At 65.7% G+C, this 19,356-nt stretch carries 12 protein-coding genes, 2 rRNA genes and 1 pseudogene (1 of these 15 cut by a window edge); 7 read left to right on the forward strand and 8 right to left on the reverse strand.

Features of this window, described 5'->3' with window-relative positions:
• The 4 genes and pseudogenes from NC595_RS02435 to NC595_RS02450 all read left to right on the forward strand — a co-directional run.
• A 23S ribosomal RNA gene (locus tag NC595_RS02435) occupies positions 1 to 2,505 on the forward strand; it begins 376 nt to the left of the window's first position.
• Between the two features lie 118 nt (positions 2,506 to 2,623).
• Positions 2,624 to 2,736, forward strand: a 5S ribosomal RNA gene (gene rrf / locus NC595_RS02440).
• Positions 2,737 to 2,882: 146 nt separating this feature from the next.
• Positions 2,883 to 3,566, forward strand: coding sequence for a rhomboid family intramembrane serine protease (locus NC595_RS02445; RefSeq protein ID WP_253564692.1), 684 nt, complete (start codon positions 2,883 to 2,885; stop codon positions 3,564 to 3,566).
• Between the two features lie 11 nt (positions 3,567 to 3,577).
• A pseudogene (locus NC595_RS02450) lies at positions 3,578 to 3,902 on the forward strand (DUF1820 family protein).
• Positions 3,903 to 3,912: 10 nt separating this feature from the next.
• On the opposite strand, the gene NC595_RS02455 reads toward NC595_RS02450, so the two are convergent.
• A complete protein-coding gene (locus tag NC595_RS02455; RefSeq protein WP_253564693.1) occupies positions 3,913 to 4,635 on the reverse strand; it encodes a glutamine amidotransferase in 723 nt (240 codons plus the stop codon).
• On the reverse strand, positions 4,632 to 6,458 hold the full coding sequence (gene tfpB / locus NC595_RS02460) for a type IV pilus assembly ATPase TfpB (protein ID WP_253564694.1): 1,827 nt from the start codon (positions 6,456 to 6,458) through the stop codon (positions 4,632 to 4,634). The genes NC595_RS02455 and tfpB overlap by 4 nt, the downstream gene beginning before the upstream one ends.
• A 97-nt stretch (positions 6,459 to 6,555) precedes the next feature.
• Between tfpB and glyQ the strand changes: the two genes are divergently transcribed.
• Together glyQ and glyS are read left to right on the forward strand one after the other, a co-directional pair.
• On the forward strand, positions 6,556 to 7,464 hold the full coding sequence (glyQ, locus tag NC595_RS02465) for a glycine--tRNA ligase subunit alpha (RefSeq protein WP_253564695.1): 909 nt from the start codon (positions 6,556 to 6,558) through the stop codon (positions 7,462 to 7,464).
• Positions 7,461 to 9,605, forward strand: coding sequence for a glycine--tRNA ligase subunit beta (gene glyS / locus NC595_RS02470; protein WP_253564696.1), 2,145 nt, complete (start codon positions 7,461 to 7,463; stop codon positions 9,603 to 9,605). The genes glyQ and glyS overlap by 4 nt, the downstream gene beginning before the upstream one ends.
• A 64-nt stretch (positions 9,606 to 9,669) precedes the next feature.
• Here glyS and NC595_RS02475 read toward each other — a convergent pair whose 3' ends face one another.
• Positions 9,670 to 10,293 carry a helix-turn-helix domain-containing protein gene (locus tag NC595_RS02475; RefSeq protein WP_253564697.1) on the reverse strand — a complete coding sequence of 208 codons (624 nt, stop codon included), beginning with the start codon at positions 10,291 to 10,293 and terminating at the stop codon, positions 9,670 to 9,672.
• 329 nt (positions 10,294 to 10,622) lie between these two features.
• Here NC595_RS02475 and NC595_RS02480 point away from each other — a divergent pair, with 329 nt between their 5' ends.
• The gene (locus NC595_RS02480) at positions 10,623 to 11,510 is read left to right on the forward strand and encodes a YbaY family lipoprotein (protein WP_253564698.1); all 888 of its coding nucleotides are present in this window, start codon (positions 10,623 to 10,625) and stop codon (positions 11,508 to 11,510) included.
• A gap of 111 nt (positions 11,511 to 11,621) precedes the next feature.
• Here the strand turns inward: NC595_RS02480 and NC595_RS02485 are convergent, their stop codons facing one another.
• The 5 genes from NC595_RS02485 to mnmG form a co-directional block, all read right to left on the reverse strand.
• Positions 11,622 to 13,472, reverse strand: coding sequence for an autotransporter domain-containing protein (locus NC595_RS02485; RefSeq protein WP_253564699.1), 1,851 nt, complete (start codon positions 13,470 to 13,472; stop codon positions 11,622 to 11,624).
• Between the two features lie 119 nt (positions 13,473 to 13,591).
• Entirely contained in the window at positions 13,592 to 13,897 is a 306-nt protein-coding gene (locus tag NC595_RS02490; RefSeq protein WP_253564700.1) for a hypothetical protein, read from the reverse strand.
• Positions 13,898 to 14,131: 234 nt separating this feature from the next.
• Positions 14,132 to 16,462, reverse strand: a complete 2,331-nt coding sequence (locus tag NC595_RS02495) for a Tex family protein (protein WP_253564701.1) — start codon at positions 16,460 to 16,462, stop codon at positions 14,132 to 14,134.
• Between the two features lie 141 nt (positions 16,463 to 16,603).
• Positions 16,604 to 17,377: an RDD family protein gene (locus NC595_RS02500; protein WP_253564702.1), complete on the reverse strand. Its 774-nt coding sequence runs from the start codon at positions 17,375 to 17,377 to the stop codon at positions 16,604 to 16,606.
• Between the two features lie 66 nt (positions 17,378 to 17,443).
• On the reverse strand, positions 17,444 to 19,318 hold the full coding sequence (mnmG, locus tag NC595_RS02505) for a tRNA uridine-5-carboxymethylaminomethyl(34) synthesis enzyme MnmG (RefSeq protein ID WP_253564703.1): 1,875 nt from the start codon (positions 19,316 to 19,318) through the stop codon (positions 17,444 to 17,446).
• Positions 19,319 to 19,356 lie beyond the last annotated feature (38 nt).

The following is a 19,356-nucleotide window of genomic DNA, read 5'->3' on the forward strand; positions in this document are numbered from 1 at the left end:
AACCCTGTCTGAACATGGGGGGACCATCCTCCAAGGCTAAATACTCCTGACTGACCGATAGCGAACTAGTACCGTGAGGGAAAGGCGAAAAGAACCCCGGAGAGGGGAGTGAAATAGACCCTGAAACCGTATACGTACAAGCAGTGGAAGCCCGCAAGGGTGACTGCGTACCTTTTGTATAATGGGTCAGCGACTTACTGTCAGTGGCGAGCTTAACCGTATAGGGGAGGCGAAGGGAAACCGAGTCTGAATAGGGCGCATAGTCTCTGGCAGTAGACCCGAAACCGAGTGATCTATCCATGGCCAGGTTGAAGGTGCGGTAACACGCACTGGAGGACCGAACCCACATCTGTTGCAATAGATGGGGATGAGCTGTGGATAGGAGTGAAAGGCTAAACAAACTCGGAGATAGCTGGTTCTCCTCGAAAGCTATTTAGGTAGCGCCTCGGACGAATCTTCCTGGGGGTAGAGCACTGTTATGGCTAGCGGGTCATCGCGACTTAGCAAACCATGGCAAACTCCGAATACCAGGACAGACTATCCGGGAGACACACGGCGGGTGCTAACGTCCGTCGTGAAAAGGGAAACAACCCAGACCCGCAGCTAAGGTCCCAAAGTTAGTGCTAAGTGGAAAACGATGTGGAAAGGCATAGACAGCCAGGAGGTTGGCTTAGAAGCAGCCACCCTTTAAAGAAAGCGTAATAGCTCACTGGTCGAGTCGGTCTGCGCGGAAGATTTAACGGGGCTAAGCACTACACCGAAGCTCGGGGTGCACACGCAAGTGTGCGCGGTAGAGGAGCGTTCCGTAAGCCTGTGAAGGTGAGTTGAGAAGCTTGCTGGAGGTATCGGAAGTGCGAATGCTGACATGAGTAACGATAATGCGGGTGAAAAGCCCGCACGCCGAAAGCCCAAGGTTTCCTCGCGCAACGTTCATCGGCGCAGGGTGAGTCGGCCCCTAAGGCGAGGCAGAAATGCGTAGTCGATGGGAAGCTGGTTAATATTCCAGCACTTTTCTTAAGTGCGATGTGGGGACGGAGAAAGTTAGGTCTACCGGGCGTTGGTTGTCCCGGGGAAAGGCGGTAGGCATGGATCTTAGGCAAATCCGGGATCCTTTATGCCGAGCACCGAGACGAGTCCTATGGGACGAAGTGACTGATACTACGCTTCCAGGAAAAGCCACTAAGCTTCAGCTTAAGAAAAACCGTACCGTAAACCGACACTGGTAGGCAGGGTGAGAATCCCAAGGCGCTTGAGAGAACTCGGGTGAAGGAACTAGGCAAAATGGCACCGTAACTTCGGGAGAAGGTGCGCCCTCCGGTGTGGTCACGTGCGTGACTGAGCACTGGAGGGTCGCAGTAACCTGGCCGCTGCGACTGTTTATCAAAAACACAGCACTCTGCAAACACGAAAGTGGACGTATAGGGTGTGACGCCTGCCCGGTGCTGGAAGGTTAATTGATGGGGTCAGCCGCAAGGCGAAGCTCTTGATCGAAGCCCCAGTAAACGGCGGCCGTAACTATAACGGTCCTAAGGTAGCGAAATTCCTTGTCGGGTAAGTTCCGACCTGCACGAATGGCGTAACGACAGCGGCGCTGTCTCCACCCGAGACTCAGTGAAATTGAAATCGCTGTGAAGATGCAGCGTTCCCGCGGCAAGACGGAAAGACCCCGTGAACCTTTACTATAGCTTTACACTGAACGTTGAGTTCTTCTGTGTAGGATAGGTGGGAGGCTATGAAACCAGGACGCCAGTCTTGGTGGAGCCATCCTTGAAATACCACCCTGAAGTGCTTGACGTTCTAACCTAGGCCCGTAATCCGGGTCAGGGACCGTGTATGGTGGGTAGTTTGACTGGGGCGGTCTCCTCCCAAAGAGTAACGGAGGAGCACGAAGGTACGCTCAGCGCGGTCGGACATCGCGCACTGTGTGCAAAGGCATAAGCGTGCTTGACTGCGAGATCGACGGATCAAGCAGGTACGAAAGTAGGTCTTAGTGATCCGGTGGTTCTGTATGGAAGGGCCATCGCTCAACGGATAAAAGGTACTCCGGGGATAACAGGCTGATACCGCCCAAGAGTTCATATCGACGGCGGTGTTTGGCACCTCGATGTCGGCTCATCACATCCTGGGGCTGTAGTCGGTCCCAAGGGTATGGCTGTTCGCCATTTAAAGTGGTACGCGAGCTGGGTTCAGAACGTCGTGAGACAGTTCGGTCCCTATCTGTCGTGGGCGTTGGAGATTTGAGGGGGGCTGCTCCTAGTACGAGAGGACCGGAGTGGACGTTCCGCTGGTGTTCGGGTTGTCATGCCAATGGCATTGCCCGGTAGCTATGAACGGAAGCGATAACCGCTGAAAGCATCTAAGCGGGAAGCGCGCCCCAAGATGAGATCTCCCGAGAGCTCGACTCTCCTTAAGGCCCCATCTAGACTAGGTGGTTGATAGGCGCGGTGTGGAAGTGCAGCAATGCATTGAGCTTACGCGTACTAATGAGCCGTGCGGCTTGACCATATAACCCCAAGACGCTTCGCTTCTCTTCAGCGAAACATCTCGTAAGGTTCCAAATCGCTTGTCACTCGTTTACCCCTTTAGCCGGTCCGGCGCTCCTGAGCGCTGACCGCACCCCTTCCCTGGCGGCTATAGCGCTGTGGCCCCACCCGATCCCATCCCGAACTCGGAAGTGAAACGCAGCCGCGCCGATGGTAGTGTGCATCCGCATGCAAGAGTAGGTCACTGCCAGGGACCTTTTTTTGAAAAGCCCCCTCCAACAGGAGGGGGCTTTTTATTTGCGTCTTCGCTGCAGCGGATGCTGTTTCTGGACAATGGTCCTCCGTATCCGCGGGCCGGGCGTGAAATACTCTTGGTTCTGTCCACCTTTCGGACACCACATGTTCGTCCATGTCGATAATCGTCGTCGCTCACGTCTGCACTGGGCCACGCTGTTGTTGGTAAGCGTCTGTGTCGTCTGCTTCGTAAGCCTCGCCCTGATGCACCCGCCCGAGCGTGTCTCGTGGCTGCTCGACTGGGGGACGATCCCGGCGAACATCTTCGATATCAAGCAGCCTTTACTTCCCCAGCTGACCGATCCGGCGCTGCTGAGGCTCTTCACCGCGTTGTTCATCCACGTCGAGTGGACGCATCTGCTCGGAAATCTGCTGTTCCTGGCTATCTTTGGGCTGCCGGCCGAACGGTCGATGGGCTCTCTGCGCTTTCTGACACTCTTCCTTGTTGGCGGCATGGCCTCGAACCTCGTCGGAGCGCTCTCGCTGGCAGGCGTCCTGCGGCCGATCATCGGATGCAGCGGAGCGGTGTCGGCGGTACTGGGTGCCTACGTCGCGCTGTTTCCCCGGGCCAGGTTGGGGCTGGTGCTTCCCCTGGGCCTTTATCTGGAATTCGTGCGCGTCCCGGCGTTCCTGTTGATCGGCATCTGGGTGTTGCTGCAACTGCTGTTCAGTTATGCCGGTCCGAGCTATGGCGCGGTTGTGTGGTGGACCCACATCGCCGGGTTTCTGTTCGGTTTGCTGTTTGCCCTGTTTTCGCGTGACGCGATCGTGCGCCGCATGCGCCACTGAGCCGGAATCCCATGCGCAACAAGAAGCTCTACAAGGTCACTTTCCTGCATCTGGGCAAGTCGTACGAGTTTGTACGCGCGGCACGTTGCCACGAGCTCGCTATGGGGGTTCACCGAAGTCGGCGAGCTGGTGTTCGAGCCTGCTGGAGAGGGACTCCTTGTCGATCCGACCGAGGAACGCCTGCGCGAGGAGTTCGGGGATACCCGCGTATTGCACCTGCCGATGCAGGCGGTGCTCCGCGTCGAGGAGGTGGAACGCAAGGGAAGCATGAGCATCCGCGACGCTGCAGACGGTCAGAAGGTCACACCGTTCCCTCTGCCGACGAAGCCGCGTTGACCGATCTGCCTCAGCGATCCAGCGCGTGGTGCCGGACGAAGCTGCGCAGCAGCCTGCGAGCGTAAGGGGTGGGATTGACCGACGCATAGACCCGCTGCGCATCACTGCCTTCCCGGCGCATGTCATGTCGCTTGCGATGGATGTACGCGCGCATGATCTCGGCGTTGAATTCGGGATGGAACTGCACGCTTAGCGCGTTCGGGCCGTATCGCAGCAGATGATGAGGATCCCTGGCGGAGCGGGCGAGCACACGGACCCCCGCGGGGAGCTCGAGTACGCTCTGTTCGTGGGTGGTATGAGCGTGGAAACGGCCCGGCATTGCGCCGGCCACTGGGTCATCGACCGCTTCGGCCAGCCGCTCGATGGGCAAGGTGCCGATCTCGCGTCCGCCGGGCAGGTAACCGACGCGACCGCCGAGCGCATGCGCCAGCAACTGGTGGCCGTAGCAGACCCCGAACAACGGCAGTCCACGATCCATCGCAGACCGGATCCACCCGGCGGTCCGTTCACTCCACGCCGCGCGGTCGGTCACCATGGACGCCGAGCCGGTGATGAATGCGCCAGCCACCTCGCCCGGAGCGGGCAGCGCCTCTCCGGACACCACATCGATCTCCCTTACACGTTCGCGGGCCAGCCCCGTGGCCACCCGGAACCACTGCGGAAAATCACCGTGTCGCGCACGTATAGGGGCGGGTGCGGACCCGGTCCGGATGACAAGTACCGGGGCCTTCATGCGGCAGACGAGGTGTCCGACGGGTCGATCGGCGGGAGCACGGTGAGTACTTCCTTCACCGTGGTCAGGCCCAGCGCCACCTGATCGGCGGCGGAAATACGCAATGGACGCATGCCCTCGGCCAGCGCCGCGCGGCTCAGACTGGCCAGATCGAGCTGCGGCGAAACCAGGACGCGCAGCGACCGACCCAGCGACAGCATCTCGTAGATGCCGGTACGCCCCATGAAGCCGGTGTTGCGGCACTCCAGGCAGCCGACCGGCCGGTAGACCGTCTCCGGCAGGGGCACGGTCCAGCCATGAGTGAGGGCGATCCATTCGTCCGGATCCTGCGCGGCCGGCTCCTTGCAGTAGGCGCAGAGCGTGCGCACCAGCCGCTGCGCCACCACGCCGGTGAGCGTGGACTGGATGAGGTAGTGCGGAACACCCAGGTCGAGCAGGCGGGTGATCGCGCTGGGAGCGTCGTTGGTGTGCAGGGTGGACAGTACCAGGTGACCGGTCAGCGATGCCTGCACCGCCATCTGCGCCGTGGGCAGATCGCGGATCTCGCCAATCATGATGATGTCCGGGTCCTGCCGCAGCAGGGTCCGCACGCCGGCGGCGAAGTCCAGGTCGATCGATGCCTGTACCTGCATCTGGTTCAGCTCGGGGCTGACCATTTCGATCGGGTCCTCGACCGTGCACACGTTCAGCTCCGGCGTCGCCAGGTGCTTGAGCGTGGAATAGAGCGTGGTGGTCTTGCCCGAACCGGTGGGGCCGGTCACCAGCACGATGCCGTGCGGCCGCTCCACCATCGACCGCCAGGTCGATCCCTCCTGTTCCGAAAAGCCGAGCTGCTCGAAACTCTTCGACACGATGTCCGGATCGAAGATGCGCATCACCACCTTCTCGCCGAAGGCGGTCGGCATGGTGGACAGTCGCAGCTCCACCTCACGACCGGCAGCGGAGCGGGTCTTGATGCGTCCATCCTGGGGACGGCGCTTTTCCGATACGTCCATGCGACCGAGGATCTTGATCCGCGAGGTCACCGCGGTCATCACCGGCGGCGGCAGCTCGAATACCTTGTGCATCACGCCATCGATACGGAAGCGCAGATTGCCGGCTTCGCGCCGCGGTTCGAGATGGATGTCCGAGGCGCGTTGTTCGAATGCATACTGCAGCAACCAGTCGACGATGTGCACGACATGGCGGTCGTCGGCGCCGACCTCCCCGGTCTTGCCCAGTTCGACCAGCTGCTCGAAATTGAGCACGGCCGAGGCATCGTAGCCACCCGCGCCCTTGGCATCCTGCGCCAACTGGATCGAGCGCTGGACACCGTAGAACTCCTGCAGGTACCGGTGGATGTCCAGTGGATTGGATACCACGCGCAGCACGTCGCGCCGGAGCATGTGCGCCAGATCCCGTGCCCAGCCGGCGTCGAACGGCTCGCAGGTCGCGAACGTGATGGCCTCCGGGGATGCGGCGACCGGCAGGATGCGATGACGCTGCGCGTAGGCGAGGCTGACCGTCTGGGTCACCGCCGCCACGTTGATGCGCATCGGGTCGATCTTCAGGTAGGGCAGGTCAGCCTGTCGGGCAACCCACTCGGTCAGCGTCTCCAACCCGAGCGGTCGCCCCGGTTCCCGGCGGTTGGGCAACTTGGCCTGGGAGACCACGACCAGCGGATGCAACTCCACCGTGCTGCGTCCGGCGCGATGGCCCATGCGTACCTGTCGGGCATCGTCGGCAGCGAGGTAGCCATCCACCACCAGGGCGGCGAGCACTTCGTCCAGCTCGAGGCGATGACGCCGGCCGAGCAGCGGAGCACCTTGCGGGGAGGTGGCCATGAAGGGGAGGGAACTCCTGGTGTCCTGGGTGCCGAAAAGCTGGCCGCGATGCGGTCCCAGCTATACTAACGCGCTTTATCCCAGGTCACGGAAAGCCATGTCCGCGCGTACCTTCCAGGACGTCATCCAGACCCTCAACCGCTACTGGGCGGCGCAGGGTTGCGTGTTGTTGCAGCCCCTCGATACCGAGGTCGGCGCTGGCACGTTCCATCCTGCCACCTTCCTGCGCGCACTGGGGCCGGAGCCCTGGGCCGCCGCCTACGTGCAGCCGTCGCGCCGCCCCACCGATGGCCGTTACGGCGAGAACCCCAACCGCCTGCAGCACTACTACCAGTATCAGGTCGTGATGAAGCCGAATCCGGAGAACATCCTGGATCTTTACATCGGCTCGCTGAAGGAGCTCGGCCTCGATCCGCTGGTGCACGATCTGCGCTTCGTCGAGGACAACTGGGAGTCGCCGACGCTCGGCGCCTGGGGACTGGGCTGGGAGGTCTGGCTCAACGGCATGGAGGTGACCCAGTTCACCTACTTCCAGCAGGCCGGCGGCCTGGAGTGCCGCCCGGTCACGGGCGAGATCACCTATGGCCTGGAGCGGCTGGCGATGTACCTGCAGAACGTGGACAACGTCTACGACCTGGTCTGGACCGACGGCCCGCGCGGCGTGGTGACCTACGGCGACGTGTTCCACCAGAACGAGGTCGAGCAGAGCACCTACAACTTCGAGCATGCCAACGTGCCCGAACTGCTGCGCTGGTTCGACGTCTGCGAGGCCACCGCCAACCAGCTGATCGACGCCGGCCTGCCGCTGCCGGCCTACGAGCAGGTGATGAAGGCCAGTCACACCTTCAACCTGCTCGACGCCCGTCGCGCGATCAGCGTGACCGAGCGTCAGCGCTACATCCTGCGCGTGCGCACGTTGGCCCGCGCGGTGGCCGAAGCGTATGTGGCGCAGCGCGAGAAGCTCGGATTCCCGGGCCTGAAGAACATCAAGGAGCAGGCTGCATGAGCGCCGCCAAGCCGTTGCTGATCGAACTCGGCACCGAGGAACTGCCGCCGAAGGCGCTGGACGAACTGGCCGCCGCGTTCGCCCGCGGCGTCTGCGATGGGCTGGCCAAGCGCGGCATCGACGCCGGCCTGGATGCCGCAAGTGTCTATGCCACACCGCGTCGTCTGGCGGTTTATGTACCGGATGTGGCCTTCGCCCAGCCGGAGCAGGTGATCGAGCGTCGCGGTCCCGCGGTGTCTGCAGGCATCGGCGCGGACGGCCAGCCGGCCAAGGCGCTGCTGGGCTTCGCCCAGTCCTGCGGCGTCGGCGTGGACGCGCTGGAAAAGCTCGAGACCGACAAGGGCGCATGGTTCGTCTACCGCAGCGTGAAGCCCGGCCAACTGGTCGCCGACCTGGTGCCGGAGATCGTCGCCGAGGCGCTGAAGGCGCTGCCGATCCCCAAGCCGATGCGCTGGTCCGACCACGAGTACAGCTTCGTGCGTCCCGCGCACTGGCTGGTGATGCTGCACGGAACCACCATCATCGACGGCGAGGTGCTTGGCCTGAAGAGCGGGCGCAAGTCGCGCGGCCATCGCTTCATGCATCCGCAGCCGATCCACGTGGTCGACGCGGACAGCTGGGAGGACGCGCTGCTCGCCGCCAAGGTGATCGCCGACCCGGCCGCCCGCCGTGCCCGCATCCGCGAGGAGGTGGCCCGCGTTGCCGCACAGACTGGTGGCGTGCCGCGTCTCGACGACGCGCTGCTGGACGAGATCGCCAATCTCACCGAGTGGCCGGTGGCGATCGCCTGCACCTTCGAGCCCGAGTTCCTCGCGGTGCCGCCGGAGGCGCTGGTCACCACGATGGAAGCGAACCAGAAGTTCGTCCCGGTGTTCGATGCCGATGGGCGGCTCACCGAGCACTTCATCGGCATCGCCAACGTCGACAGCCGGGATCCGGCAGAGATCCGCAAGGGCTACGAGCGGGTGATCCGGCCGCGCTTCGCCGACGCCAAATTCTTCTGGGATGAAGACCTGAAAACGCCGCTTGCCAGCTACCAGGAGGCGCTGAAGAACGTCACCTACCAGCAGTCGCTCGGCAGCCTGTGGGACAAGACCGTACGCGTGGCCGAGCTGGCCCGCGTCATCGCCGGTCGGGTCGGTGTCGATGCCGGTGCGGCCACCCGTGCCGCCAGCCTGGCCAAGTGCGATCTGCTGACCCGCATGGTGGGCGAGTTCCCCGAACTGCAGGGGGTGATGGGCCGCTATTACGCCAGCCGGCAGGGCGAGCCCGAGGCCGTGGCGCTGGCGCTGGACAGCTTTTACCAGCCCCGCTTCGCCGGCGATGCCATCGCCGCGGACGCCGTGGGCCGGGTGATCGCCGTGGCTGAGCGTCTGGACACGCTGGCCGGCATTTTTGCGGTTGGCCTGAAACCCAGCGGCAGCAAGGATCCGTTCGCGCTTCGCCGCGCTGCGCTGGGTCTGGCGCGCACCCTGGTCGAAGCCGGCCTGGAGATCGACCTGGACGCCGCGTTTGCCGAAGCCCTGGAGCTGCTGCCGGACGCTGCCCTGCAGGCAGGCGTCAAGCCCGCCGGGGACGGCAGCCAGCGGCAGTTCGACGCCGGACAGCGTCGTGCCGAACTGCGCCGCGAACTGCTTGAGTTCGTGCATGACCGCCTGCGTGGCTACTACGCCGAGCGAGGCTTCGACGGACAGTCGTTCGAGGCCGTGCTGGCCGTTGCGCCGGCGAGTCTGGCCGATTTCGACCGTCGCCTGCGTGCGCTGGCCGATTTTTCTCGTCGCCCCGAGGCGGGCAGCCTGGCCGCTGCCAACAAGCGCGTGGCCAATCTGTTGCGCAAGCAGGCCGAGGAGTCCGGCGCGGCCGTGGCCCGGGCCGTGGATCCGGCGCGCTTCGAGCTGCCCGCCGAGCGCGCGCTTGCCGATGCGCTGGAAGCGGCGGACCGGGAGACCCGGGAGGCATGGGGCGCGCGCGATTACGGTCGCGTGCTGGAGCGCCTCGCCCTGCTGCAAGGTCCGGTGGACGCGTTCTTCGACGCCGTGCTGGTGAACGCCGAAGATCCGGCAGTGCGCGCCAATCGCCTGGCCCTGCTCGCACACCTGAAATCGCAGTTCAGCGCCGTGGCCGACATCGCGCTGCTATAGGGCGGACAGCAAAAGGGCAGCGCCAGACGGCGCTGCCCTTCCTTCCGGCTGGGATGGAACGGCCTCAGGCCAGCGTGCGGAGGTCCTGCCGGTTTCGTTCGGCCAGTGCCTGCTGAAACGCCAACAGCGCATCGGCATCGATGCGGGTACCTTCCGGCCCGACGATCTCGTAGAGCGCCGCAAGCATCCGCTCCTGCTCGGCCGGGCCCGGTTGCGCACCGGCCAGCGCCAGGTTCGATTGCAGCAGTCGACGGGCAGCGGCCAGGCGCCGGTCGTCGCCGTGTCCGTCGCTGATCTGCTGGTGGCTTGCACCGAAGCCCTGTGCGAGCGACGGTTCCCGATTGCGGTTCGGTCCGCTCACTTCGGTCGTCGACTGCTCCTCCGAGGCCTTGCTCATGGCGTCCGGCTGGATCGCGCCTTCACCGGCGACCAACCACACCAGGGAGATGCCCAGGGTCTTGGCAAGCGTGACGCAGCGGGCTCGCGAGGGGTCACTGTTGCCGTCGCGCCAACTCCGCACCACGCCCTCGGAGAAGCCGCACATCCGAGCGATTTCGGTGGCGCTGCCGACGCGCTGGATGAGCAGGCGAATGCGCTCGGCGAAGCTGTTGCTGGGATTGGGAACCGGGTCGAGGCGGCTGGTCTCGGAGAGCGAGGGGGGAAGAAGCGATGCGCGGCGAGTGTTCATGATCGTGCCAGGGGTTGATGACCGCTAGGGGAAGGCGCCGGAACGGAGTCCCGGCACGCCAGCTGAATCTCGACAGCTATTCAAGCCTGATCGTTCCTTCGAGAAGGGGGAGCCGCTGCCGTGCAGCCCTCTACAGACAACATCTTGCGGCTTTCCGCTCCCTTTCACCGTCGGCCCCGGGCGATCACATCCGTGTAGCACGGCATCTTGACTTTTCCCGTGGATCTTTTTTGGGCTAAGCTTGCCCACTTCCCCCGCGGTGCCTTGCGAGGCGCGAGCGCGCCTGACAGGGCTCGTGCCCGTTTCAAACCGTTCGATGAGGTTCCACGATGCGCAAGGTAATTTGGTCGCTGGTTTCGGTGACGGCGCTGGCGCTGGCCGGCTGCAACAGCTCCACCCAATCGCCCCAGGCGAACGGTGGCCCCGCCGACGCCGCTTCGGCTGCGGCTCCGCAGGCGAACAACAAGGTGACCGGCCAGATCACCCTGCGCGAACCGGCACAGCTCTCGCCGCAGGCCAAGCTCGAAGTGAGTCTGGTCGACGTGTCGGCGGCGCCGACCGACGCCAACGGCGACGCGACCGCCGCGGCCCCCAATGCTCCGATCGTCACCAAGACGATCTCGCCGGTCGGGTCGTTCCCGGTCAGCTTCGAGCTGGACTTCGATCCGGCCAAGATCAATCCGAACAACCTGTACGTGGTCAAGGCGCACATAGTGGACGGCGACCGCAACTACGAGATGCCGCTGCAGGCGCCGGTGCTGACCAAGGGCGCCAGCAACCAGGTCTCGATCCAGCTGGTCGCCCAGCAGACCCCGGCCGAAAAGGACCTCGCCGCGTTCGAGGACCTGAAGAAGCAGATCGGCGGCATGAAGATCAAGTCCGGCACCAAGCTGGAGAAGGATGCTTCGCGCGGCTGGCAGGTGTTCCGCCGCGACGGGCAGGTGCAGTTCATCCGCGAGCAGGTGGACTACGGCGACAAGGGCTTCACCGACACCGACTACGCCTACAAGGCCGGCAAGCCGTGGGTGGCCGTGCAGCAGAAGAAGTCCAGCAAGGACGCCAAGACGGGTAGCACCGAGCGGGTGAGCTGGGACGTCGATGGCAAGCCGGTACTGCATCAGGTGCTGAGCGGCGGCAAGACCAGCGATCTGTCCGACAGCGAGGCCGCAAGCCTCAAGAGCCAGGCCGAGAACATCCTCAAGCTCGCCGGCAAGTAAGTCGTTTCTATCGCCCTCGTTCGGGACCGCGGCTCTCCCGTATCCCGGATCAGGGAAAGAAAAAAGCCGTCCGCGTTTGCGGACGGCTTTTTTGTTGGCCGGAAGGCCGGGTCAGAACGCGACCTTGAACCCCAGGTTCACGCCGGTGTTCTTCTGGGTGCTGTCGCTGAAGCGGCTATTGACCGAAATCCAGCTGCTCACGCTCGGGGTCAGCTGGGCGGACAGGCCGATATCGGCGCTGCCCCAGGTCTTGTCGGGCATGAAGCCGGACAGCGCGAAGGTACCGCCCATGGTGTTCAGGCCGGCCATCACGGTGCGCGGGTCGGCCTTGCTGTCGTGGTTCCAGGCCAACTCGACGAACGGAGCCATCTGCAGGTCGTTGACCTTCCACGAACCCATCAAGCGCCAGCCCAGCGAGCTGATCAGTGCGTCGCGCTGCTGGCGCCCGAAGTACATCGCGGTCGAGTCGCTGCCGCTCTCGGTGTAGCCATTGACCTTGATGGTCTGCCACTCGACGTGGGCGAACGGACCGGTCTTCAGTGACTGGCCGACGTTGAACCACCAGCCGCCCTCGACACCGCCGCCCAGGTGGGAGCCGTCGGCCTTGCCGCTCTCGACGCGAAGGGCGGGACCGATCTGGATGCGCCGCTCGATGTCCTTGAAGTTCGACTGACCGAAGCTGGCAAAGCCACCGACGTAGCCGCCGCCGTTGGAGTACGTGGCGAACAGCTGGCCGGAGATATCCTGCAGCTTGTAGCCGCCGGTATTGCCCTGGAAGTCCGCCTTGTTCTGGCCCAGGCCCAACGAGACGCCCACGGTGGTGTGGTCGCCGGTGCGTACATCGGCGCCGACGGTCAGGTTGGCGTTGTTGCTGGTGGTCTTCGGCGAGGCATCGGTCGCGTCGAAGCGCTGGTGGCCGTAGTCGAGTGCGGCGAACATGCGCGTGCCGCTGCCTTGGCCGTCGGCCAGCATCTCGTTGCGGATCGCCCGGTACTGCGCGGCGGTCGACGCCAGCGGGGCCTCGCCCAGCATCGACACCTGGCCGGGAGCGGCGATTTCGGCCAGTACCACCTGGGAGAGCAGGCGATGTGCGGCAGTGGTCGGGTGCACGCCGTCGGCGAACAGATAGGTCTGGTCGGTGCCGGCCGCATAGCTGTAGGGCAGGCCGGAGCCTTGCGGACCGCACTGTACGGAACTCGAGGTCAGACCGCAGGCGGCGTCGGTGACGTTGCTGAAGCCGTACGCGCCGGGGTTGGCGATCACCTCGTTGATCAGGCCGTAGGTGTTCACCGGGATGACGTTCAGGCCGCCGGCGCTGAGCTGCGACAGGCCGCTGCTCAGCGTGCTGTTGTAGATAACCGAGAGCTGGGTCGCGCCGGCCGATGCCGCGGCACCACCGGCCATCGCCGACGGGGTTTTGCCGATGTCCGGCAGGTTGTACACCACCACGTAGCGGCCGCCTGCCGCCTGCAGCTGGCCGAGCAGGCCAAGCTCGGTCTGCGCCGCGGTGGCCGTGCCAGTGACCAGCGCCGTGGTGTCGGTGGTGGTCGCGGTCAGATAAAAGATGTCGTTGGCGCCGCCCCATACCTGATACAGCGCATTGGGGTCGGCCTGGCCGCCGGTCGCCGTCAGGTACATGCCCAGCTGCTGCGGCAGGGTCGGGATCGGGCCGGCCGAGGAGTTGTTGACCAGGCCGGCACCGCCGAAGGCGAAGTCGGTGCCGCCCAGCAGCGAAGCCTTGACCGGGTGTCCTAGGCCGTCGGCGACCAGCTCGGCGGCGGTCTCGCCCGGGTTGGTGGTGAAGCGCGTGGGCGACGGCGCGCCGAGGGCCAGCGACAGGTTGCCACCGTCGCTGAGGCTGTCGCCGATGATGACGACCTGGCTGAACTGGGTGGCACTGGCAGCCTGGCTGGCCAGCAGACCGGCGACGATGGCGCCGACGAGAAGACGGGTACGGGGCATGTGTTGAAGCTCCTGAAGCCGGGTTGGTTTTGTTATGACCGGGTTACGTTAATCCCTTCCATACCGGAGCGCATGCTGCGTTGCATCGCGCCGGGACGGGCATGTTGGCGGATCCGTCGTCAGCAGTCGAACACGCGTTCGACTGCGCCGCTGTCGGCGAGGACGCTGGAAAGATCCGCTACCGTAACCTCCAGCGCCTGCCGTCGCCCGCCTGGCCGGGCCAGGATCGGCTGGCGGATGAGGACGTGGCCGGTGGTCGGCATCGCGGCCGGCGCTGGCACGGCCTGGCCGACCAGGACCGCTCCCCGGTTGCCCGTGATCTCTCCGAACTGCGCGCCTTGGCGCGCCAGCGCGGTCGCGGCGAATGCCAGGTAGGGCGGCCGCTCCAACAGTGGCTCGTTGTCCCGGACACGCAATCGCTTCATGCCGGGCAGGACGAGGTCAGGAGGCAAACCCCGGATCACCGCCAGCGTGATGTCCCCCGGTGCCCGGTAGGCGGCGCGGGTCGCCTTGCCGATCAGCCAGCCGCAGAAGGCCCTGGCACTCCACTAAAAGCTGGGCAGGTAACGGCGCACCCACTTGCGCAGCGGGTGCAGCAGTCAGCCGATCCGGCTCCCGATGGATGCGGTCCGCACATCCGGCGCGGGCCGTCCTCTCTGTCAGCGCTGCTTGGCGCGCAGCAGCGCGTCGGCGAACGCGCTGTTGATCGGCGGTGCGGCTGGCTTCGGCTGGCCGCCACCGGGGCGGGGGCCGCGGTTGTCGCGGCGGCCATCGCTACCCTGGCTGCCCGGCTTGCCGCGGCCCTGGCCCGGTTCGTCGTCCAGCCGCATCGACAGGCCGATGCGCTGGCGCGGCAGGTCGACCTCCATCACCTTCACCTTGACGATGTCGCCGGCCTTCACCGCGTCGCGTGGGTCCTTGACGAAGGTGTGCGACAGCGCCGAAACGTGGACCAGGCCGTCCTGGTGCACGCCGATGTCGACGAAGGCGCCGAACGCGGCGACGTTGGTCACGCGACCCTCGAGGATCATCCCGGGGCGCAGGTCCTTCACGTCCTCCACGCCCTCGGCGAAGCTCGGCGCCACGAACTCGGGGCGCGGGTCGCGGCCGGGCTTCTCCAGTTCCTTGAGGATGTCGCGGACGGTCGGCACGCCGAACTGCTCGTCGGTGAACTGTTCGGCCTTGAGGCCGCGTAGGAAGCCGGTGTCGCCGATGATGTTGCGTACCTCGCGGCCGCACTGGGCGATGATCCGCTCGACCACCGGGTACGCCTCCGGATGCACCGCGCTGGCGTCCAGCGGATTGTCGCCGCCGGTCACGCGCAGGAAGCCGGCGCACTGCTCGAACGCCTTGTCGCCCAAGCGCGGCACCTTCAGCAGCGCCTTGCGGTTGGCGAACGGCCCATGCGCGTCGCGGTGCTTCACCATGTTCTCGGCGACCGAGGCGGTGAGGCCGGCCACGCGCGAGAGCAGGGCGGCCGAGGCGGTGTTCACGTCCACGCCGACCGCGTTCACGCAGTCCTCGACGCGGGCGTCCAGCGCGCGCGCCAGCTTCACCTGGTTCACATCGTGCTGGTACTGGCCGACGCCGATCGCCTTGGGTTCGATCTTCACCAGCTCGGCCAGCGGATCCTGCAGGCGGCGCGCGATGGACACGGCGCCGCGCAGGCTCACGTCCAGCTCCGGAAATTCCTTGGCGGCGGTTTCGGAGGCCGAGTACACCGACGCACCGGCCTCGCTCACCACGACCTTGGAGAGCTTGTGTTCGGGGTGACTCTTGGCCAGCCCCTTGATCAGTTCGCCGGCCAGCTTGTCGGTCTCGCGCGAGGCGGTGCCGTTGCCGATCGCGATCAGGTCGACGCCGTGCTTCTGGCACAGCCGGGCCAGCGCGGCCAGCGACTCGTTCCATTGCCGACGCGGCTCGTGCGGATAGATGGTGTCGGTGGCCAGCAGCTTGCCGGTGGGGTCGACCACAGCCACCTTCACGCCGGTGCGGATGCCCGGGTCCAGGCCCATCACGGTCTTGGCGCCCGCCGGCGCGGCCAGCATCAGGTCCTTGAGGTTGTCGCCGAACACGCGGATCGCTTCGTCCTCGGCGCCTTCGCGCACGCGGCCGAAGAGATCGAGCGTGAGGTGCAGGTGCAGCTTCACGCGCCAGGTCAGGCGCACCGTCTCGCGCAGCCAGGCGTCGGCGGCGCGGCGGCGATCGAGGATGCCGGCATGCGCGGCCACGCGGCCCTCGCCCTCGGCGTGGCCCTGCTCGGGATCGAGCGCAGGCGACAGCTCCAGCTCGATCACACCCTCGTTGCGCGCGCGCATCAGCGCCAGCAGGCGGTGCGAGGGAATCTTGCCGATCGGCTCGACGTGATCGAAGTAGTCGCGGAACTTGGCGCCTTCGTTTTCCTTGCCCTCGACCACCTTGGCGCGAATCTGGCCCTTGTCCCACAGCCAGTCGCGCAGCTCGCCGACCAGCGTGGCGTCCTCGGCGATGGCCTCCATCAGGATCGCGCGCGCGCCATCGAGCGCGGCGCGCACGTCGGCCACGCCCTTGTCCGCGTCGACGAAGTCGGCGGCGAAGCTTTCCGGGTCGCGCGTGGGATCCTCGCGCAGGCCGAGCGCCAGCGGCTCCAGGCCCGCTTCGCGGGCGATCTGCGCCTTGGTGCGGCGCTTGGGCTTGTACGGCAGGTAGAGGTCTTCCAGCCGCGCCTTGGTGTCGGCACTGAGGATGTCGCCCTTCAACGCGTCGGTGAGCTTGCCCTGTTCCTCGATGCTGGCCAGCACGGCCGCGCGGCGGTCCTCCAGCTCGCGCAGGTAGCGCAGACGCTCTTCCAGCAGGCGCAGCTGGGTGTCGTCGAGGCCACCGGTGACTTCCTTGCGGTAGCGCGCGATGAACGGCACGGTGGCGCCGCCATCGAGCAGGTCTACGGCAGCGCGCACCTGGTCGGCTTTTGCGGTGATGTCCTGGGCAATGCGTTGTTCGATGCTGAGCATGGTCGAGCGGGGTTTCCTTGCGAACGGGAACGCCACGCGGATGCGAGGCGGCCGCCGATCATAACAAGCGGGCTCGCGCGGCCGGCGTAAACAAGAACGCCGCAGCAAGGCCGCGGCGTCTGCGGGTCACGGTGCCTGGGGTCAGGCGTCGAAACGGCTGCCGGAGGGACTCCGGCTCTGGTTGCTGCCGCTGCGCTGCGCGGAAGCGCGACCGTTGAGCACCAGCGTACCGGCGATCATGTCGTGCAGCGCCTGTTTGCGCTGCGTCCAGCCGGCCATCATGAAGCCGAATAACAGGATGATCGCACTGAGCATCTTGGCCGGATAACGGCCGAGTGCCCGCGGCAGCGAAATGCGCGCGCCGTGCAGGTCGGTGACGCGGATACCTAGCGCCAGCTTGCCAACAGTCGCCTGCCAGGCCGAGCTTTCGCAGAACGCGAAATACAGCCAGGCAACCAAGGCTGTAACGAAACTCGTGCCTGCATTCGCGCTCAGGTACTGGCTGTAGGCGTGCATGACCAGATCGAAGTTGCCCGCAGCGTTCTGCACTGCGTTCGACAACTGTTCCCGGCCAACTTCGCCGCCCATGGCGGATAGGATCATCAGGTTTGGGATATACAGCACCAGCGAATCGACGATGTAGGCCGCGAAGCGCTTCCAGAAGCCCGCGTAGTCTTCCAGCGCCACCGTGGTGGCCTGCTCCGGCAGCGGTGCAGCGGAAAACGGCGGGGGCGTGGCGGACGTCGCCTGGTTCAACTCGTCGGGGAACAGCGAGCTGAGCGGCTGCCAGTCGGCCAGGCCGTCGTACCAGCCCAGGTCGTCGCCGGCCACCTGGCCGCTGCGTAGCCACTGACGGACGTCGGCTTCCTTGTAGGGGCCGTGGCGTTCGCCGTTGCGGCCGATCCAGATTTCCATGTGAGCATGCCTCGCGGTGTTTCGAACCACATCATGATGCCATGGAGCCGGGTCATGCAGCGCCGACTAGGCCGCCCGGCGCTTCAGGTGCACCAGCAGCAGCGAGATGGCGGCGGGCGTGACGCCGCTGATCCGCGCCGCCTGGCCGATCGTTGCCGGCAGCGCGCGCTTGAGCTTGAGCAGCACCTCGGCGGACAGGCCGCGCACCCTGTCGTAGTCGAAGCCCGCCGGAATCGCGGTGTGCTCGTGGCGACGCGCGCGCTCGATCTCCTCGCGCTGGCGCTCGAGGTAGCCGGCGTACTTGGTCTGCACTTCCACCTGGGCGGCGACGTGTTCGTGCTCGACGGCGGGGCCCAGTTCGGGCACCGAGGCGAGCCGGGCGTAATCGAGCTCGGGCCGGCGCAGCAGATCCAGCGCGTTGGTCTCGCGGCTCACCGCAATGCCGAGGTGCCGCTCGATCGCCGCGCCCAGCGCGTTGTTCGGTGCGGCCCATAGCGCACCCAGGCGCTGGGTCTCGCGTTCCACCGCCTCGCGCTTGGCGCGCAGGGCGTGGAAGCGTTCGGTCGGCACCACGCCCAGCGCGTGGCCGGTCTCGGTCAGGCGCAGGTCGGCGTTGTCTTCACGCAGGTGCAGCCGGTATTCGGCGCGCGAGGTGAACATCCGATACGGCTCGATGGTGCCGTTGCTGGTGAGGTCGTCGATCAGCACGCCGATATAGGCCTCGTCCCGGCGCGGATACCACGGCGCCTTGCCCTGCACGGCGAGTGCCGCATTGAGGCCGGCGACCACGCCTTGCGCGGCGGCCTCCTCGTAGCCGGTGGTGCCGTTGATCTGGCCGGCGAAGTACAGCCCGCCGATCGCCTTGGTTTCCAGCCACGGCTGCAGGCCGCGCGGATCAAAGTAGTCGTACTCGATGGCGTAGCCCGGACGGGTGATGTGCGCCCGCTCGAAGCCCTTGATCGAGCGCACCAGCGCCAGCTGCACGTCGAACGGCAGCGAGGTGGAGATGCCGTTGGGATAGATCTCGAAGGTGTCCAGCCCTTCCGGCTCGATGAACACCTGGTGCGAGCCCTTCTCCGCAAAGCGCACCACCTTGTCCTCGATCGACGGGCAGTAGCGCGGGCCGGTACCCTCGATCTGGCCGCTGTAGAGCGGCGAGCGGTCCAGCGCGCCGCGGATGAGTTCGTGGGTGTGCTCGGAGGTATGGGTGATCCAGCAGCTGACCTGGCGCGGGTGCTCCTCGCGCGCGCCCAGGTAGGAGAACACCGGCGCCGGATCGTCACCGGGCTGCTCTTCCAGGCCGCTGAAGTCGATGCTGCGCAGGTCGATGCGCGGCGGCGTGCCAGTTTTCAGGCGGTCGGCCGCCACGGGCAGTTCGCGCAGCTTTTGCGCCAGCGTGCCGGCCGGCGGATCGCCAGCCCGGCCGCCGGCGTACTGCGCGGGGCCGATGTGGATCTTGCCGGCGAGGAAGGTGCCGGCCGTCAGGACCACCGCCGGGGCGTGGAAGCTCACGCCCATCTGGGTGACCACGCCGGTGATCCGGCCGCCCTCGATGATCAGGTCGTCCACCGCCTGCTGGAACAGTTCCAGGTTCGGCTGGGTCTCGACGATCCGTCGAATCGCCGCTTTATATAGCGCACGGTCCGCCTGGCAGCGGGTGGCGCGTACGGCCGGACCCTTGGAGGCATTGAGCGTGCGCCACTGGATGCCGGCGCGGTCGGCGGCCTGCGCCATGGCGCCACCCAGGGCGTCCACCTCCTTGACCAGATGCCCCTTGCCGATGCCGCCGATGGCCGGGTTGCAGCTCATCTGGCCGATCGTCTCGATGTTGTGGCTGAGCAGCAGCGTGCGCGCGCCGGTGCGGGCTGCGGCGAGCGCGGCCTCGGTGCCGGCGTGGCCGCCGCCGATCACGATGACGTCATAAGGTGTCGGGTGACGCATGGAACTGACCTGCTGGGTCCAAAAGTGGACGCGATGGG

Source organism: Dyella lutea (assembly GCF_024158035.1).
Taxonomy (GTDB): Bacteria; Pseudomonadota; Gammaproteobacteria; order Xanthomonadales; family Rhodanobacteraceae; genus Dyella_A; species Dyella_A lutea.

Excerpts from the sequence above, each read along its gene's own strand:
- NC595_RS02445 (WP_253564692.1), top strand. The coding sequence starts at position 2,883 with ATGTTCGTCCATGTCGATAATCGTCGTCGCTCACGTCTGCACTGGGCC.
- NC595_RS02455 (WP_253564693.1), bottom strand. The coding sequence starts at position 4,635 with ATGAAGGCCCCGGTACTTGTCATCCGGACCGGGTCCGCACCCGCCCCT.
- tfpB (WP_253564694.1), bottom strand. The coding sequence starts at position 6,458 with ATGGCCACCTCCCCGCAAGGTGCTCCGCTGCTCGGCCGGCGTCATCGC.
- glyQ (WP_253564695.1), top strand. The coding sequence starts at position 6,556 with ATGTCCGCGCGTACCTTCCAGGACGTCATCCAGACCCTCAACCGCTAC.
- glyS (WP_253564696.1), top strand. The coding sequence starts at position 7,461 with ATGAGCGCCGCCAAGCCGTTGCTGATCGAACTCGGCACCGAGGAACTG.
- NC595_RS02475 (WP_253564697.1), bottom strand. The coding sequence starts at position 10,293 with ATGAACACTCGCCGCGCATCGCTTCTTCCCCCCTCGCTCTCCGAGACC.
- NC595_RS02480 (WP_253564698.1), top strand. The coding sequence starts at position 10,623 with ATGCGCAAGGTAATTTGGTCGCTGGTTTCGGTGACGGCGCTGGCGCTG.
- NC595_RS02485 (WP_253564699.1), bottom strand. The coding sequence starts at position 13,472 with ATGCCCCGTACCCGTCTTCTCGTCGGCGCCATCGTCGCCGGTCTGCTG.
- NC595_RS02490 (WP_253564700.1), bottom strand. The coding sequence starts at position 13,897 with ATGAAGCGATTGCGTGTCCGGGACAACGAGCCACTGTTGGAGCGGCCG.
- NC595_RS02495 (WP_253564701.1), bottom strand. The coding sequence starts at position 16,462 with ATGCTCAGCATCGAACAACGCATTGCCCAGGACATCACCGCAAAAGCC.
- NC595_RS02500 (WP_253564702.1), bottom strand. The coding sequence starts at position 17,377 with ATGGAAATCTGGATCGGCCGCAACGGCGAACGCCACGGCCCCTACAAG.
- mnmG (WP_253564703.1), bottom strand. The coding sequence starts at position 19,318 with ATGCGTCACCCGACACCTTATGACGTCATCGTGATCGGCGGCGGCCAC.